A 15028-nucleotide genomic window follows, 5' to 3' on the forward strand; every position below is an offset into this window, starting at 1 on the left:
AGCAGTGAAAGCACTGAAAACAGTGAAAGATCGAATTGCGTTTCCTTAAAGCCATTGCCGTCATCGCTCCAATCGTAAGCTGGGAGCTGCGCGCGGTGGAGCGATGATTCTAGAAGGAGCTGTATCATGCAAATGGACATTGCCGAGATTCGATACCATACGATTGATTATTTGGCTGCCGGGAATGAGAGACAGAGAAGCGCATATGAGGCATTGAGAAGTTTAGGGGTGTTTCCAAGCTTGCAAGCATTCAATCCGATCCTTGTAGGCACGGTTCCCATCGGGATAGATATTGCGGGGAGCGACCTCGACATTGCATGTGAAGTGATGGATATGGCTGCATTTGTCCGTATTGCGAACGAGCTCTATGGGGAACATGAAGGGTTCCGGTGTATCCGTCGCATGAAGGATGGTATGGAGCGTACAGTTGTTAATTTCGCATATAATGGCTGGCCAATCGAGATATTCGGACAGCCTGTTCCAACGAAGCGGCAGAACGGTTACATGCATATGATTGTGGAAGCAAAAATATTGGGACTGCTGGGCAGTACGGCCAAGGAGGAGATCCGGCTGCTGAAGTTTTCCGGCTTGAAGACCGAACCGGCATTCGGACAGTTTCTGGGGCTGCAAGGGGATGCCTACAAAATATTGCTTGATATGTATCATTGGAGCGATAAGAGACTGATGCATATGACGAAAAAAAGCAAGACAGACCCCAGTTAATATGCGGGCAGTAGAGAGCTGATAAGACTTTGAACAATTATGAAAACGCTGCCAATATTCCAAAAATTACAATAATAATATCAGGCGAATATTCGCTATTTTCCCTCATAGGATGTGAAGAGCCGACCTCATTAAAGACCTTGCAGGAGCAGGTTGGCAATCTTATATTAGGAGGATACCTGTGCGTAAACAGAGCAATGATTCGCCAAAAGTAGCAAGAGATCATTCCTTCGCTGTGGAAAAGAAAGCACAAACGTTCAGCTTTCGGAATTTCCCGAACAACCCGCTTAATGACAAGGTGACCGAAACGGTGAATCGTATGGGCGGTGTCGGTGCGGATGCAGAGCACAAATACCGCAAGTCATTGGCTGAGCTGTCACGGACAGCAAAAGAAGTGACAGCCATTATTGCAACAGAGTATGAGCAATTGTCCAGTGATCAATATTTGGATCGTTGGTCACTGGTCCAGTTATTAACCGATCTGAACGAACCATCCACATTATCTGCTCTGGAGCAAGTTGTGTCCAGTACTATACCACCGGAGAAATCGGAGGATCCCCACAGCTTCAGCACGGTTGGAGAAGAAGTTATTATCCGTACGACGGCAATTGAAGGCATTACGCAGCTCGCAGCTATAGGGGATGAACGGGCGAGAGAGATTCTGCTCAAGCACGCGTCTAGCGACAATTTCTCTATCAAACGGGCAGCCATACAAGGGTTTCTGACATACGGAGGCAAGGATGCCCGCGAAATTCTGCTCAAGTCGCTGCCTGAGGAGGATCATCGGATTCTTGACATTCAGCGTACCGATGTACGAAGGGTTCCGCAAGCGCAGGGCGGTCTGCATATCGTGAACCGGGACAAAGATGAGCTGCCTCCTCCGGATCTTGACGGCAAGCGATAATACTTAGAGAAGCGTTGATACGATACTCAGGAAGTAGGGGCTACTTACAACCATTAGGAGGCGTTTTATGGCAAGCTGCAGCTACACAGTACCTGACAAGAATGCAAGTGGGGATAACTTGTACGGCTCAATTATATGCAACCAGGCCTATATCGATTATTTCTGGAATACGTACGGCTTCAGCGGGAACAAGGATTACTGGGACGACGGCTTCGGCTGGGAGGACCCTTGCAATACGGATAAACCGCTTGCGCGCGCCTTTAATGCTTGTTATCTGCTCACTTATTCCGCAGAAGACTTTTCGAATGAAAGCTGGGATGCGCCAATTCTGAACTGGGGCAGACGATATGTGCGGAACAATATCGACGACCTGCGTTCCCTATGCGGAGATGGCAGCGCGATTGCAAGAGCGTATTCCGGCATTTTCGTCGATGATCGGGTCGAGGTCTATTTGGGCTTCTTCTATTCCAAGGATGTGCCGGGCCGAGCGGAAACGCTTATCCACGAAGCGCGTCACATGGGAGGCAAGAGCCACAACGCCAATTTCCCGGCAGGCTCCGTATTCGGAGGCGGCAAAAGCGGCGCAGATTCAAGCTGGGGTTATGAGGGTGCATGGATGTACGGGGCGCTCTACTTATGGTGGTTCTATGCCGCCGGGGCCCGCACCACCTCTGCTATGAAGCAGCGTGCCCGCCAACGGGGCAACCTGGTTATCGATAATGCATTTGCCACACATCCGGGCTTTAGCATTTAGCGCGGGGGCATCCATGGGGCTGGAAGCTCCCGGGAATATACAATAGAGCTATAGAGCCCGCGAGCAATCGCGGGTTTTTAATTTGAGCAGGATGTGTTAAATATTAAGAAATAAAAAAGATATCAAACAAAGAGAAGAACATGATACACTGAAAAAGGGAATAAAATGAAGTCAAGCCCATGTTTGTGTGCTTTTCGCTTCGCCAAACTTAGTGGGAGGTCATTCGCGATGAATAATTGCACAGTGGTTACGAAACCAGCCCTCAACCTGGTCGGTATCAGTTACTGCGGTCCATATTCGACGTTTCCAGATGAAGCTATTCGTTTGCAAAGCGAGTTTCTCTCAAGAAAGCATGAGTTGAATGGAGAAGTGAAATCCACGGCATTGCACAGCCCTTACTTCGGTAATGAGGCCTTTGCAACCTATTGGGCATGTTACGAGGTTGCCCATATGGATCAAGTTCCGCCAGGTATGGTTCAGTTCATTATTCCGGAGCATCATTATGCGATGGTAACCTGTACCAACAAACGGATTGGCGAAGGCTATGAGCAGTTGTTCGCATGGATGAATGAACACAAGCTCATCAAGCAGGACAATGCCGTTTCATTAGAAATATTTTATATTGACGAGCATCTGGAGGAGGAGCCGGTTGAGCTGCTCATTCCGATTCAGGCCTCTGACCGTCAGGCTGTAGATATGTAGGAAGCAGGAACAGGAGAAAGCGAATGTTATGACTGCAGCAAAATTTTATACACACCCCTTGGGCATCATGGCTGCTTCAGTTGGAGCAACCCTGTTGTGGGGCAGTGCGTATCCTTTTATTAAATTAAGCTACGAAGCGCTCGATATTCACGCTAATGAAACATACGAGCAGCTGCTTTTCGCCGGTTATCGCTTCACCTTGGCGGGACTGCTCATTTTATTGTTTATGATTATAAGGCGGGAGCGGCTGGGATATCAGCGGGGCAGCGCAGGGCTGGTGGGCGGTATTGCGCTGCTGCAGACCGTACTGCAGTATACGTTCTTCTATATGGGCATGTCAATGAGCGCGGGAATGGTGGGAGCGGTAATTGCGGGAGCGATTTCGTTCTTCCAAATATTGCTCGCTCATTTTTTTTATCGCGATGACCGTTTAACAGGCTCAACAGCACTTGGACTGCTGGTCGGCTTCACGGGGCTGATTGTACTGGGATTATACAAGCATCATGGCGACAACAGTATATTGTTCTCCACAGGTGAGCTGCTGCTGCTGGCCTCCGCCTTCACCAATGCCTGCGCCAATCTATTGTCCAGGCGAGCTGCGGGAGCCTTCAGCGTCTCCTATATTAACGGCTACCAGATGGTGATGGGCGGAATCGTTCTATGTGCGATCTCGGTATGGAAGACGGGTTGGTCACCATTTGTGTTCAATTGGCAATCCTCATTCATCCTGCTGCATCTGGCGGTTGTATCCGCGCTTGGTTTCATGCTGTGGAATAATGTGATGAAATATAACCGGGTTGGCAGCGTTTCGATGTATCTGTTCCTCATCCCGGTATTTGGCGTCGTGCAATCCTCGCTGCTGCTATCCGAGCAGCTTCACGCGGCCGTATTGCTTGCTCTTATGCTGGTGAGCCTGGGGATTATCATTGTGAACCGGAGAAAGGCAAGAGGTGAGCGCATTGACCATAAGCACGTTCGTGAGAACTGACATGATAGAAGCCCCAGGCTTCAACCTGACCGCCCATTCTGCCGGGGCGATCAGCAGGCGAAGCGGTCTGCTATGAAGAGGGCTGGTGGAGATGAACGCATGGGCTGGCCATCCTTGCTGCTGCGGGGAGCAATTGCAGGTCTAGGGGCAGGAATTGGCCTGGGTCTGCTGCTCAAGTGGCTGCAGATTGTGACGGAGGAAAGGGTCTACACGCTGCTGCTCAATATTGATTTTGTCCCATTCATGCCCCGGCGATTGCCGGAAACAGCGGAGTTTGCACTTCATCTCGCTGTATCCCTCCCGCTGGGCATTCTATATGTATGGATGGTTGAAAGCAGGCTCAGACAGCCAATGCTGACAGGAGTCGTGCTAGGCTTGCTTGCGGCTCTGACATGGATTCCGCTGACACTCGTTTCAGACCGGGTTCCGTCTACGAATGATGGGCGGGCTCTGCTGCTGTGGATGTTGGGGCATCTTTGCTATGGCCTGCTATTATCGCTGTTTGTGAGGAGGGGGCGGCTTGAAGCTGGAAGGCATTAAGCTTCTGTTGTTTGATATTGATGACACGCTGTATGATTTCAGTGCCAATTGGGAGGAGGCGGTCTCGATCACCTTCGCGGGACATGGCCTGACTTGCCGGCTGGAGCAAGGAGCGGCTTGCCGAACCTTCAACCACTATAGCGAGCTGCGCTGGGAAGGGCTGGCGCGCGGTGAACTGACCTTTCAACAATACCGTCATTTGCGGCTGAAGGATACATTGCAGCAATTCGGACAAGAGTTGACGGAAGAGCAATCGGAATCGTTCACAAGGCTGTTCATCAGCAACAGCTTGTCGCTGCTCAAGTGCGATACGGACATAAAGGGCCTGCTTGAAAGGCTGGCCTGCTGTTATTCGCTAGGGGTCATATCGAATGGCGCGCATGATACGGCAAGAGAGAAGCTTGACGGGCTTGGTCTGAGGGAGCTGTTCCCTGAGGCTGGCATCATTGTCTCCGGCGATGTCGGCATCTCCAAGCCCAATCGCGAGATCTTCATGCTTGCCCTGAACCGTATGGGATGCACGGCTGAAGAGGCTCTGTTCATCGGCGACTCCTGGCCTGCTGATATCGTCGGAGCTATTGAGGCGGGAATATCTGCGGTCTGGCTCAACCCCACCGGAAAGGAGCCGCTTACCGCTCATGAACCGGCCGCTGTCATTGCGCATTTGATGGAGCTGGAGGCAATGCTGCTATGATTGATTATTGCTGCCGCCTTTGCTGCTGGCCTCTCTTATGAGGGCGCGGAGTCGCTTGCAACATGAAAATGGAATAAAGGGTGATATGAGGATGACGATTGCACTTGCTGTGGTGGATGCCTTTACTTCCCAGCCGTTCCGTGGCAATCCAGCAGCGGTATGCCTGCTGGAGGAGGGGGCGGAGGAAGGCTGGATGCAGAACATCGCTGCCGAGATGAATCTCTCGGAGACGGCATTTCTGATGCGTCAAGAGGATGGCAGCTATACCCTCAGGTGGTTTACACCGCAAGCAGAGGTTGATCTGTGTGGACATGCTACGCTGGCAAGCGCCCATTATTTGTGGGAAAGCGGGCATTTGGAGGCGGGGCAGCAAGCACGCTTTCATACGCGGAGCGGACTGCTTACAGCGGACAAGGTTGCGGGCGGCGTACAGTTAAACTTCCCTGCAGAGCCGGTCTCGCCTGCTGTTGCGCCGGAGGAGCTTATACAGGCGCTTGGCTTGATTCCGAGATATGTTGGACGCAACCGGATGGATTATTTGGTGGAAGTGGATAGTGAAGAGACAGTACGGACGCTGAAGCCTGATTATATGCTGCTGGGACAGGTGGAGACGCGGGGCGTCATCGTTACCAGCCGCGCGGAGCGGAATACAGATGCGGGCTATGATTTTGTCTCGAGAGCCTTCTTCCCGGCCGTAGGAGTGAATGAAGATCCTGTCACAGGATCAGCGCACTGTGCGCTGGCGCCTTATTGGCAGGGAAGACTGCGCAAGGAGGAGCTGCTTGCTTATCAGGCGTCATCACGCGGAGGCGTGCTTCAGCTGCGGGTCGAGGGAGACCGTGTTCTGATGGCGGGCCAAGCGGTTACGATATTAAGAGGCGTGCTGGAGGTATAGTTATTGTGGCCGCAGCCACCGTCATGCGGATGACCGCTGTCCTGAAAGAACGTGTCAAACATCAGAATTTCCAAGGAGAGGTGAATTCGCATGATGGAGCGGACATTAGTTATTAGCGATATCCATGGCTGCTATGAACAGTTTCAATCCTTATTGAACCTTGCGGGCTATCACCCTTCAAGCGACAAGTTAATCCTGATCGGGGACTACGTGGACCGCGGGCCGGCGAGCAAGGAGGTTGTTGAAGAGGTTCGCACTCTCGTAAGCGAGCACGGCGCAGTCGCTTTGCGAGGCAATCATGATCAAAGGCTTGTAGATCTCATCCGATCAGGGGATTCGGATACGATGGACAAGTTTTTGGCGCATGGCGGACAATCGACGGTTATCAGCTACTTGGGGCTGGATTGCGAGGAGGCGGATGTGGGTAAGGAGATGCTGGCGCAGGCGCGGACTGCCATCATGGAGAAATATTCGCATCATATTGATTTCTTGGCGAATCTGCCCCTGTACGATGAGGATGCAGGGCATATTTATGTTCATGCTGGTTTAAACCCTGCATTCCGTCAATGGAAGGATCAGCCCCCACATGATTTTATGTACATTAAGGACAACTTCTACCGGCATCCGACGGTCGTTGAGAAGACAGTTGTTTTCGGCCATACGAAAGCGATGGATATTCATAACAGCGCAGAGATTTGGTTCGGCAATGGTAAAATAGCGATTGACGGCGGCTGTGCCTACGGCATGCAGCTGAATGCGCTGGAGATCGACGTCAATGGAACGTACAGAACCTGGAAAACCATGCATAGTGGATAGTTTTTTCAGGTTGTCGATGTCTCTATAACTCATGGGCGATTCTACGGACGGCTGCGACTACGCGGGTATGGCTATGGGAACAGCTCCGGAGAGCTCGAGAAACAGATCGAGAGACAGATCGAGAGACATCTCTAGAAACAGACCCAGCAACAGATCCAGCAACAGATCCAGAAACAGATCCAGAAACAGATCCAGAAACAAATCCAGAAACAAATCCAGAAACCGCAAGTATGCCTGCAAAACAGCAGGTTTTCTCTCGTTTTGGCCTGCATGATGTTGAAATTCCTGCAAGAGCGCAGGCATTTCATCGTATTTGTCCCCCATCGGCCAGTTTCGCCTCATATGCCTGCAGATTAGCAGGCATTCAATTGCCCAGTGCTTCTTTTAACCTTATTTCCTGCCCTTTCGCAGGCTTTTTGGCATGTCCAATCGTCCAATCCAGTAGCGAAGCCAGTAGACGCGATTTCGATTGAAGCCTATAGAAATCAAACAACCAATCAAAGGAGAAACTCTAATTGTAAATCCCTGGTTTTTTGTATAGATTCTTATTGATTTCTACCGATTCTACACAACCTATCGCAAAATAAAGTACTACAGTCTCCTCAGCAGATCCAGCACAGACATATAGTCTATTTGCATGCCATCCTCCGGCTATGTCTGCATCATCAAGAACAGGTTCCTAGTAACCCCCATTCGCACCTCACAGTGCCTCCCGTCAAGAGGAAGTTGCGGAGAGGCTTTTTTTGAATTATAATACCTAGTAAATCTATGTATAGATTTACTAGGTATAGGGGAAGGTGACGCATGAAGGTTAATAAGGAGCTATTGAAGGGCAGTACGGTTATCATGATTCTGACCCTGCTGGATCGTAAGGAAATGTATGGCTACGAGATGATCAAAGAAATTGAGTGTCAGTCGGAGGGCGTATTCAGCTTGAAGGAGGGTACGCTATACCCTATTTTGCATATGCTTGAAGCCGAGCGATGGGTAGAGGCTTCTTGGAGCGAGCATGAGGGACGCAAGCGCAAATATTACACAATTACAGACGCCGGAAGAGGCCAATTAAAGGAAAAGAAGCAGGAGTGGAATCTGTTCAGAGGTGCATTGGAACGTGTTATCGGGGAGGGGCACGCATGAAGGAGCTTCATTCACATCCATTGGTGCAGCGGTTTCTGGCGGAGGTTTGCCGTTACGTGAGGGCGAAGGAGCAGCACAGTGATATTAAGGCCGAACTGGTAGATCACCTCGCTGACAGGATCATGGACTATACAAGCAGGGGGATTGAAAAGGAGGAGTCGATAGCGCTCGCGATAGCTGATATGGGAGCAGCTGATGTTGTTGGCAGCGGACTGCATCGCGTGCATCGTCCATTGATGGACTGGAGCCTGGCAGGCATATTGCTGCTGTTCATGGCGATGGGAATTTTCGCGGTTTACTCGGCTCAAGCTGGCTGGCCGCAGTCGGGTAACGGCTATGATTTTGTAGGGAAGTCGGTCTTATTCAGTGTCTTGGGTATTGGGGCTATTACCGCTCTATGGTTTTGCGACTACCGCAAGCTGAAATCTTACTCGCATTGGCTGTTTGCTATCGCATTGGCGTTAATGGCGGTTACCGCTGCTACTGGGATTGAAATTAATGGGGCAACCAGATATCTCTCGATTGGAAGTTTTCAATTGGATACGGCCATGATCGGGATGTTCCTCCTTCTCCTCGCCCTGCCGGGAATGCCGCCTGCCAGGAACGTTAAACAAGACATCTTCGGAGTCGCCTATCGGCTGCTCATTCCGCTTGCTCTATTCCATATGTGCGAGAGCATGGCCGTAGGCGCTGTCTACACAGCCGGTTTCTTTATTCATTTGTGGCTGACAAGGCGCACCATGAAGCAGTTTTGGATCATTATCGCGGGGGTCTTTGCACTCATTGCTTTCGAAGGTATTCGCAGCTCACCTTATTGGCTGGAGAGACTGACATCGTTTATGACCTTGAATGATCCTCAGGGCGCGGATTATTACGTCATTCAAACTATGGAGACATTTCGTTCAGCCGGTTGGAGCGGCCATGGTTTAGGTGCGTTTAATGAGCGGCTGCCTTTTCATCACAGCGATTCCGCCTTTGTCTATTTTATCTACTGCTTCGGATGGGGCGCAGGCATAGGAATCGCTGCAATGGCTTTGCTATTCATCGTGAAAGTAATCCAGCTTATCAGCAAACAGCGTGATGACTACGGAAAGCTGCTGCTCATTCTGCTGCTGACGATGCTGGGAGTGCAATTTATAATACCAATACTGATGGTTCTCGGGCTAGCTCCATATGTGGGAATTGCTTTTCCATTCCTAAGCTACGGCAACAATCAACTGCTGCTCCATTGTGTGACGGTCGGATTAATATTGACGATAAACAAGCGGCGCAACATGAGAACAAGCCTGAATTGAACAAAAGGGAGTCTAATGGGGCATATAATGTCCCGGTAGACTCCCTTTTTGCGCTGCAATGAGAGCTGCTGGCTGCTTGGCTTACTCTACGGGAACCTCATCCAATGTGATTGCCGGCGGTAGCTTATCCGGGCTTGCTGCTAGCGGCGGTGACTGCGGCGGCTTGGCAGTTGGTGTATTATTCACTGAAGCGCATGCTGCAAGGGAGCATACGAGCAGGAAGAGGACTGCTGCATGTATCAATCTCATACCATTCCTCCTTTATCCGTTAATGTTCTGACGGGCGGGGATGCGGCAAAGTTGCGAACAACAGATTAATAGTAGGCAAGCTTCTGCGGATCATCTACAATATAGACGGATTCATTATAGCGTCATAAAGCGAGTGGAGGCTGCATCTGGTGGATAATTACGGAATTAGTGCTGCGGGCTGTGTCATTCTGAACGAGAAGCGTGAAGTGCTGCTGCTCAGGCAAACGTATGACGGCTGCAAATGGTCGCTCCCAGGGGGACGCATAGATACAGGCGAGGCTGCATGGGAAGCTGCTGCACGGGAGAGCAGTGAGGAAATCGGCTTGACTGTGGATCAGTTGCAGCTTAGCGGAATGTATTATTTGCCGCATCGGCACGCTTATTATTATGTTTTTATAGCCGGGAGCTGGTCTGGCATTCCGGTGCCTGATGGGGATGAGATTGACCGCTACGGTTTTTTTGCGCTGGATAAGCTGCCAGGGCCGATCACGAATTTCAATATTGAACGTATTCAAGATGCGCTGGAATATACGGGACATGCAAGGCTGCGGGATCAAAATAACACGCGCCGCCAGCTTATTAACGGCAAGCTGTAACGGACGCGCGGCAGATAGAGAGGGCTGTGGGATTAATTGCCCGCTAATTGTAGGGGCTTACCGCCCATGCTATAATAAGCATATTGTAAAGGGCGAGGTGTGAAACGTGACATACGAGATTCCGAGAAAGATTCAACAGCTCGGTGAGGATATTGAAGAACATCAGCTCCGTTACCATAACCGGCGGGTGCTCGTTTCCAAAGAGTTTACATTTGACAGCGCGCATCATCTGCATTTATATGAGGGCAAATGCAAGAGCTTGCATGGACATACCTATAAGCTCCAAACGATTCTGTCAGGGAAGATGGATGCTAGAGGATTAACGATTGATTTTGCTGATATGAAGAGGCTTGCGAAGGAGCGGATCATCGATAAGCTGGACCATCGTTACTTGAACGAGGTGCTGCCGCCTATGAATACGACGGCGGAGAACATGGTCGTCTGGATGTATGAGCAGCTCGATTGCGCTTTGCGGGAAGAGGGGCTTCATCCCAATATACGGCTTGAAGAAATTCGTCTCTGGGAAACGCCAACCAGCTATGCGGCTGTCACTCGGGCGTTGATGGAGGCGGATGAGAATGAGTGACGGGCTGTCATTCCCGGATGACGGGGTGAGGGGCATCCAGCAGGCAGAAGACACACGGGATCCGCTGTCGATTGTTCTTCCTATGGTTGAAATATTCGAAACGGTCGAAGGCGAAGGCACGCGTGCCGGTTTTCCGACCGTTTTTGTGCGTTTGTTCGGCTGCAATCTTCGTTGTGTCTGGTGCGATACGAAGTACAGCTACCCGCCGGCAAAGTCGGAGTTTACGATGTCAATCGGCGATATTGTGGGGCAAGTAGAGGAGAAGTATGGGGCAGCCCATATATGTATGACGGGCGGAGAGCCGCTTTTATATGGGAACCGCTCCGCCGCATTGCTGGAGGCGCTGTGCGGTATAGATCGTATTGTCGATGTGCATGTGGAGACCAATGGCGCGATAGAGCTTGCTCCGTTCCTGGCACGGGTCTCATCCCGCAAGGCGCGGTACATTATGGACTACAAGCTGCCCGACTCGGGAGAGAACGCAGCGATGATCCATAGCAACTTCGCAGTGCTGCGCCCGCAGGATGAAGTGAAATTCGTTATTGCGACTGATCGTGATTTCGAAGCGGCGGTGGAGACGCTGAGACAGTATCCAACAGCCGCGCTTCCGATGTTCAGCCCTGTATGGGAGACAATGCCTCCGGCGAGGCTTGTAGAGAAGATGCTGGCGAGCGGCTTATCGGGTGTCAAGCTGAATATGCAGCTGCACAAAATCATATGGGACCCGGCTAAGCGGGGCGTATAGACAGGAGCAGGGAGAATGAGAGTAGAATCAAAAAAAGCGGTCGTTATTCTGAGCGGCGGACTAGACAGCACAACCTGCATGGGATTTGCCAAGGAAGCGGGTTACGAGCTTTATCCGATTACGTTCGACTATGGACAGCGGCATCGCATCGAATTGAATCATGCACGCAGCGTCGCACAGCATTATGGGGTTCAGGAACGATTCAGGATTATTTCTCTGGGATTTCTGCGTGATTTTGGCGGCAGTGCCTTGACGGATGATTCCATCGCGGTGCCTCGTACTGGAAGTGAGGAGGCTGGACAGGAAGGCGAGATTCCGGTTACGTATGTGCCGGGGAGGAACCTGTTGTTCTTGTCGATCGCGACCTCGTTCGCGGAAACGGTCGGCGCAGAAGCGATCTACATAGGCGTTAATGCGCTGGATTACAGCGGTTATCCGGACTGCCGTCCTGAATTCATTGCCAAGGTGGAAGAAGTAGTGGCCCTGGCGACCAAGGTCGGGGTTGAAGGCAAGCCAATTGCCATTGAGACACCTTTAATTATGCTGACAAAAGCACAAATTATCCGCGAGGGCATCCGGATGGATGTGCCGTATAGTCTGACAACCTCCTGCTATAATGGCGAAGAGGAGGCATGCGGTGAATGCGAGAGCTGCCGATTGCGGTTGAAGGGCTTTGAGCAAGCTGGCATGAAGGATCCCATCACTTATAAAAGCTAACAAGAGAGGGTTGTTCCAATGGCCTGTATACGGCCGTCAGGAACAACCCTCTTTCGTTGCGGCAGAAAGACGATATTGCCGGACCGAACGCCGTCATGCAGCGAAGCACCGCTCGCTGAGGGGCGTTGTTTCGCTGTACAGCGCATGATGCGCATCATGCGGATGGGCGGATGCCATTAGGCTGGCGCATTGCGCTTGGCATTATCGCTGGAGCGGCTGCGGCTTCGCTGCATGGCCGGATGAAGGGAAACCTTGTTCTTGCCCGTTGTCTTGGACATGTACATGGCCTCGTCGGCCTGCTTGACGATCTCTTCAACGGAAATCCCTTCGCGTGATGCGCTGACGCCTACACTGATCGTGACCATCGTCTCATGCTCAACGCGCCTCCGTATCGTCTCGGCTACTTCCTCCGGCTTGATGCCCGGGGCAGCAATGAGGGCAAGCAGCTCCTCGCCGCCATACCTGCCGGCGGCGCCGATTCCGGCCGTCTCTTCTTTCATAATCTCGGCCACCTGCTTGAGCACGCCGTCGGCTTTGTGGTGGCCCTGCGTATCATTAAGCTTCTTGAAGTTGTCGATATCACAGAAGATAATAGCGATTCGCTTGTATTCGCGCAGCATGCTCTCGGCCTTCTTGTGGAAATGCCGACGGTTGTACAGGCTGGTCAATCCATCCGTAATCGATGATTGAAAGGTAGTAAGCAGCCGTTCAATGACCCACTCGAACAGGAGCAGGAACAGCAGCGTATAATAGATAAGCGGGAGCAGGTGGCTGAGAATGACAAGCATCGGCACCTGGCCGTGAAAGACGTAAGCGTCAGTCAAATCGGACAACTGATAGACAAAATAGACTACGAGACTGGCGGAGTAGCTGAAGCGCTGATCCATTCCGCGCAGGTTCAACAGAATCGCGAAATTGAGTACTAATCCGTAGAAATCAAGGGCAAGCAGCGGCAAGCCGTCGCTCCCGGCAGGCTGCTGAAGCAATTCCGGCATGAACCAGAGCTGCCCGCCGGCGACAGCGAAGACGCCGACAGCCATAATAAGAAACGGCATGCCCTTCAATCTTGTTGAGGGCTGAGTATACAATTTCATGAATACAAAGTTTATAATAATAAAGGTAAGCAGCGCCGCTATGGAATAAAACAGGTGCAAGTACGGAGAACGGGACAATCCCGGGAATGCAGTACTTACAAGCGCTCCCTGCTGCACGATGACAATGGGCAGCACGATGATAAGCAAACGGTAGAGTTTGTTTCTGCGATAGCTCTTGTACAGCCGGATTGACATAAACAGCATAAGTACAAGGATCGTAATTACGGAAGCGGATGCGAATATTTGTCCGGTCGGACCGGCCAGCCATTGTACAATTGTCATGTTTCGACCACCTATGAGTAGTAGATTGCCAGTTTCATTGAACGGACAGTGTCGCTTTACAGAAACATATGTTCTAGTATATCATGTTTCTGGCAAGTGGAAAAGGTTAACGTTACCAAGCCGCATTCGTTACGAGAATGCTTTAGGAGGCCGTGCTTTGAATATATTACAAGCGTTGTTTTTCCCGCCGGAACAGCCAGGTGGCGTCTCTTCTATGATTCCGTATATACAAGAGCGATTCAATAAAATAGGATGGCCGATGGAATTGTTCTCCCTTCCCAAGCGTGTAAGAGGCAAGGGACAGGAGGATATGGCCTTTCATACCTTTGATGTCCAAGAGTTCGAGGGAAATGCGGTCATCGATAAATATTTGCAAACATTCCGCGATTATATATGGTGGACCAAGCTGCGAATGGGGACGGGAAAGTCCTATGATCTGATTCATGCGCATCATCCCATCCCCGCGCTTGTGATGAAGCGGCTGTTTCCCGATACGCCGCTTGTGATGACGATTCATTCCAGCTATGAGCGGGAATTGATTCTGAATGCGAAAATTTCCGAAGGCGGCCAGGAGCATCGTTTTCTAACCTCGCTCTATAGAGAGATGGAAGAGGCATGTGACCGTATCTTGACGGTATCGGAGTCATTCCGGCATTATTTGACCCCTTATATGGAGCAGCCTCAAGCGGTTACGGTAATACCGAACGGCTTCGACGAGAAGCGGTTCAAGCCGATTTCCCACGAGAATGAAGTGATTCAGCTAATTACGGTTTGCCGTCTCGTGCCTGCCAAGGGGCTTGATGTGCTGCTGCATGCATGTGCCGAGCTTAAGCGCCGCGGGCATGCGTTCGTCCTCCATATCATTGGAGACGGGCCGATCCGCACAGAGCTGGAGCAGCTTGCAGTCTCGCTGGATCTGTATGATGACATCATTTTTTACGGGTATATGCTGCATCCGGAAGAATTCATGCCCTTCTTTGATATCTTCGTGCTGCCTTCCAGAGCGGAGGCATTCGGTTCGGTGTTCGCGGAAGCGGCGCTGTGCTGGCTTGCGCTTGTTGGCACCGATGTCGGGGGGATATCGGAGCAGATTGACAACGGTGTAAATGGGCTGCTGGTGCCGCCGGAGAATCCGGCTGCGCTGTGCGACGCGCTGGAGACCGTTGTAACAGATCCAACCTATCGCTACAATTTGGCGAGAGCGGCATGGAACAAGGCGAAGAAGGTATACTCGCTGAGCCGCGTTATCTCTCAGCTGAAGCAGGTATACACGGAGGTTAAGGCGTAATGCGGCGGCTTAATAACAGGAGG

General features: G+C 51.2%; 19 protein-coding genes. 16 read left to right on the top strand and 3 right to left on the bottom strand.

Going from position 1 to position 15028, the window contains the following annotated elements:
• The first annotated feature begins 126 nt into the window (after window positions 1-126).
• From K0T92_RS19770 to K0T92_RS19810, 9 genes are all read left to right on the top strand, one after another.
• Entirely contained in the window at window positions 127-723 is a 597-nt protein-coding gene (locus K0T92_RS19770; RefSeq protein ID WP_246628292.1) for a DUF4269 domain-containing protein, read from the top strand.
• Between the two features lie 181 nt (window positions 724-904).
• Window positions 905-1627: a HEAT repeat domain-containing protein gene (locus K0T92_RS19775; RefSeq protein WP_219874209.1), complete on the top strand. Its 723-nt coding sequence runs from the start codon at window positions 905-907 to the stop codon at window positions 1625-1627.
• Between the two features lie 67 nt (window positions 1628-1694).
• The gene (locus K0T92_RS19780; RefSeq protein ID WP_219874210.1) at window positions 1695-2381 is read left to right on the top strand and encodes a hypothetical protein; all 687 of its coding nucleotides are present in this window, start codon (window positions 1695-1697) and stop codon (window positions 2379-2381) included.
• Between the two features lie 228 nt (window positions 2382-2609).
• The gene (locus K0T92_RS19785; protein ID WP_219874211.1) at window positions 2610-3083 is read left to right on the top strand and encodes a GyrI-like domain-containing protein; all 474 of its coding nucleotides are present in this window, start codon (window positions 2610-2612) and stop codon (window positions 3081-3083) included.
• Window positions 3084-3111: 28 nt separating this feature from the next.
• The gene (locus tag K0T92_RS19790; protein WP_219874212.1) at window positions 3112-4071 is read left to right on the top strand and encodes a DMT family transporter; all 960 of its coding nucleotides are present in this window, start codon (window positions 3112-3114) and stop codon (window positions 4069-4071) included.
• Window positions 4072-4170: 99 nt separating this feature from the next.
• Window positions 4171-4611: a hypothetical protein gene (locus K0T92_RS19795; RefSeq protein WP_246628293.1), complete on the top strand. Its 441-nt coding sequence runs from the start codon at window positions 4171-4173 to the stop codon at window positions 4609-4611.
• The gene (locus K0T92_RS19800; protein WP_219874214.1) at window positions 4592-5305 is read left to right on the top strand and encodes an HAD family hydrolase; all 714 of its coding nucleotides are present in this window, start codon (window positions 4592-4594) and stop codon (window positions 5303-5305) included. Before K0T92_RS19795 ends, K0T92_RS19800 begins: the two co-directional genes overlap by 20 nt.
• A gap of 91 nt (window positions 5306-5396) precedes the next feature.
• Entirely contained in the window at window positions 5397-6200 is an 804-nt protein-coding gene (locus K0T92_RS19805) for a PhzF family phenazine biosynthesis protein (RefSeq protein WP_219874215.1), read from the top strand.
• A gap of 90 nt (window positions 6201-6290) precedes the next feature.
• Window positions 6291-7016, top strand: coding sequence for a metallophosphoesterase family protein (locus K0T92_RS19810; RefSeq protein ID WP_343223750.1), 726 nt, complete (start codon window positions 6291-6293; stop codon window positions 7014-7016).
• Window positions 7017-7073: 57 nt separating this feature from the next.
• Here K0T92_RS19810 and K0T92_RS19815 read toward each other — a convergent pair whose 3' ends face one another.
• Window positions 7074-7340: a hypothetical protein gene (locus K0T92_RS19815; protein ID WP_219874216.1), complete on the bottom strand. Its 267-nt coding sequence runs from the start codon at window positions 7338-7340 to the stop codon at window positions 7074-7076.
• 480 nt (window positions 7341-7820) lie between these two features.
• Here K0T92_RS19815 and K0T92_RS19820 point away from each other — a divergent pair, with 480 nt between their 5' ends.
• The gene (locus tag K0T92_RS19820) at window positions 7821-8153 is read left to right on the top strand and encodes a PadR family transcriptional regulator (protein ID WP_219874217.1); all 333 of its coding nucleotides are present in this window, start codon (window positions 7821-7823) and stop codon (window positions 8151-8153) included.
• Complete coding sequence (locus K0T92_RS19825; RefSeq protein WP_219874218.1) at window positions 8150-9448, top strand: FtsW/RodA/SpoVE family cell cycle protein; 1299 nt, start codon at window positions 8150-8152, stop codon at window positions 9446-9448. The genes K0T92_RS19820 and K0T92_RS19825 overlap by 4 nt, the downstream gene beginning before the upstream one ends.
• A gap of 81 nt (window positions 9449-9529) precedes the next feature.
• Here K0T92_RS19825 and K0T92_RS19830 read toward each other — a convergent pair whose 3' ends face one another.
• On the bottom strand, window positions 9530-9697 hold the full coding sequence (locus tag K0T92_RS19830; protein WP_219874219.1) for a hypothetical protein: 168 nt from the start codon (window positions 9695-9697) through the stop codon (window positions 9530-9532).
• 149 nt (window positions 9698-9846) lie between these two features.
• Between K0T92_RS19830 and K0T92_RS19835 the strand changes: the two genes are divergently transcribed.
• From K0T92_RS19835 to queC, 4 genes are all read left to right on the top strand, one after another.
• On the top strand, window positions 9847-10293 hold the full coding sequence (locus K0T92_RS19835) for an NUDIX hydrolase (RefSeq protein WP_219874220.1): 447 nt from the start codon (window positions 9847-9849) through the stop codon (window positions 10291-10293).
• A gap of 106 nt (window positions 10294-10399) precedes the next feature.
• Complete coding sequence (queD, locus tag K0T92_RS19840) at window positions 10400-10879, top strand: 6-carboxytetrahydropterin synthase QueD (RefSeq protein ID WP_219874221.1); 480 nt, start codon at window positions 10400-10402, stop codon at window positions 10877-10879.
• Window positions 10880-10961: 82 nt separating this feature from the next.
• On the top strand, window positions 10962-11624 hold the full coding sequence (locus K0T92_RS19845; RefSeq protein ID WP_425517670.1) for a 7-carboxy-7-deazaguanine synthase QueE: 663 nt from the start codon (window positions 10962-10964) through the stop codon (window positions 11622-11624).
• A 15-nt stretch (window positions 11625-11639) separates the two neighbouring features.
• Window positions 11640-12341 carry a 7-cyano-7-deazaguanine synthase QueC gene (queC, locus tag K0T92_RS19850; RefSeq protein WP_219874223.1) on the top strand — a complete coding sequence of 234 codons (702 nt, stop codon included), beginning with the start codon at window positions 11640-11642 and terminating at the stop codon, window positions 12339-12341.
• A 176-nt stretch (window positions 12342-12517) separates the two neighbouring features.
• Here the strand turns inward: queC and K0T92_RS19855 are convergent, their stop codons facing one another.
• Window positions 12518-13717: a GGDEF domain-containing protein gene (locus K0T92_RS19855; RefSeq protein WP_219874224.1), complete on the bottom strand. Its 1200-nt coding sequence runs from the start codon at window positions 13715-13717 to the stop codon at window positions 12518-12520.
• Between the two features lie 157 nt (window positions 13718-13874).
• On the opposite strand from K0T92_RS19855, the gene K0T92_RS19860 reads away from it, so the two are divergent.
• Complete coding sequence (locus K0T92_RS19860) at window positions 13875-15005, top strand: glycosyltransferase family 4 protein (RefSeq protein WP_219874225.1); 1131 nt, start codon at window positions 13875-13877, stop codon at window positions 15003-15005.
• The last annotated feature ends 23 nt before the right edge of the window (window positions 15006-15028 follow it).

The sequence above is a fragment of the Paenibacillus oenotherae genome (assembly GCF_019443105.1).
GTDB classification, from domain to species: Bacteria; Bacillota; Bacilli; order Paenibacillales; family Paenibacillaceae; genus Paenibacillus_Z; species Paenibacillus_Z oenotherae.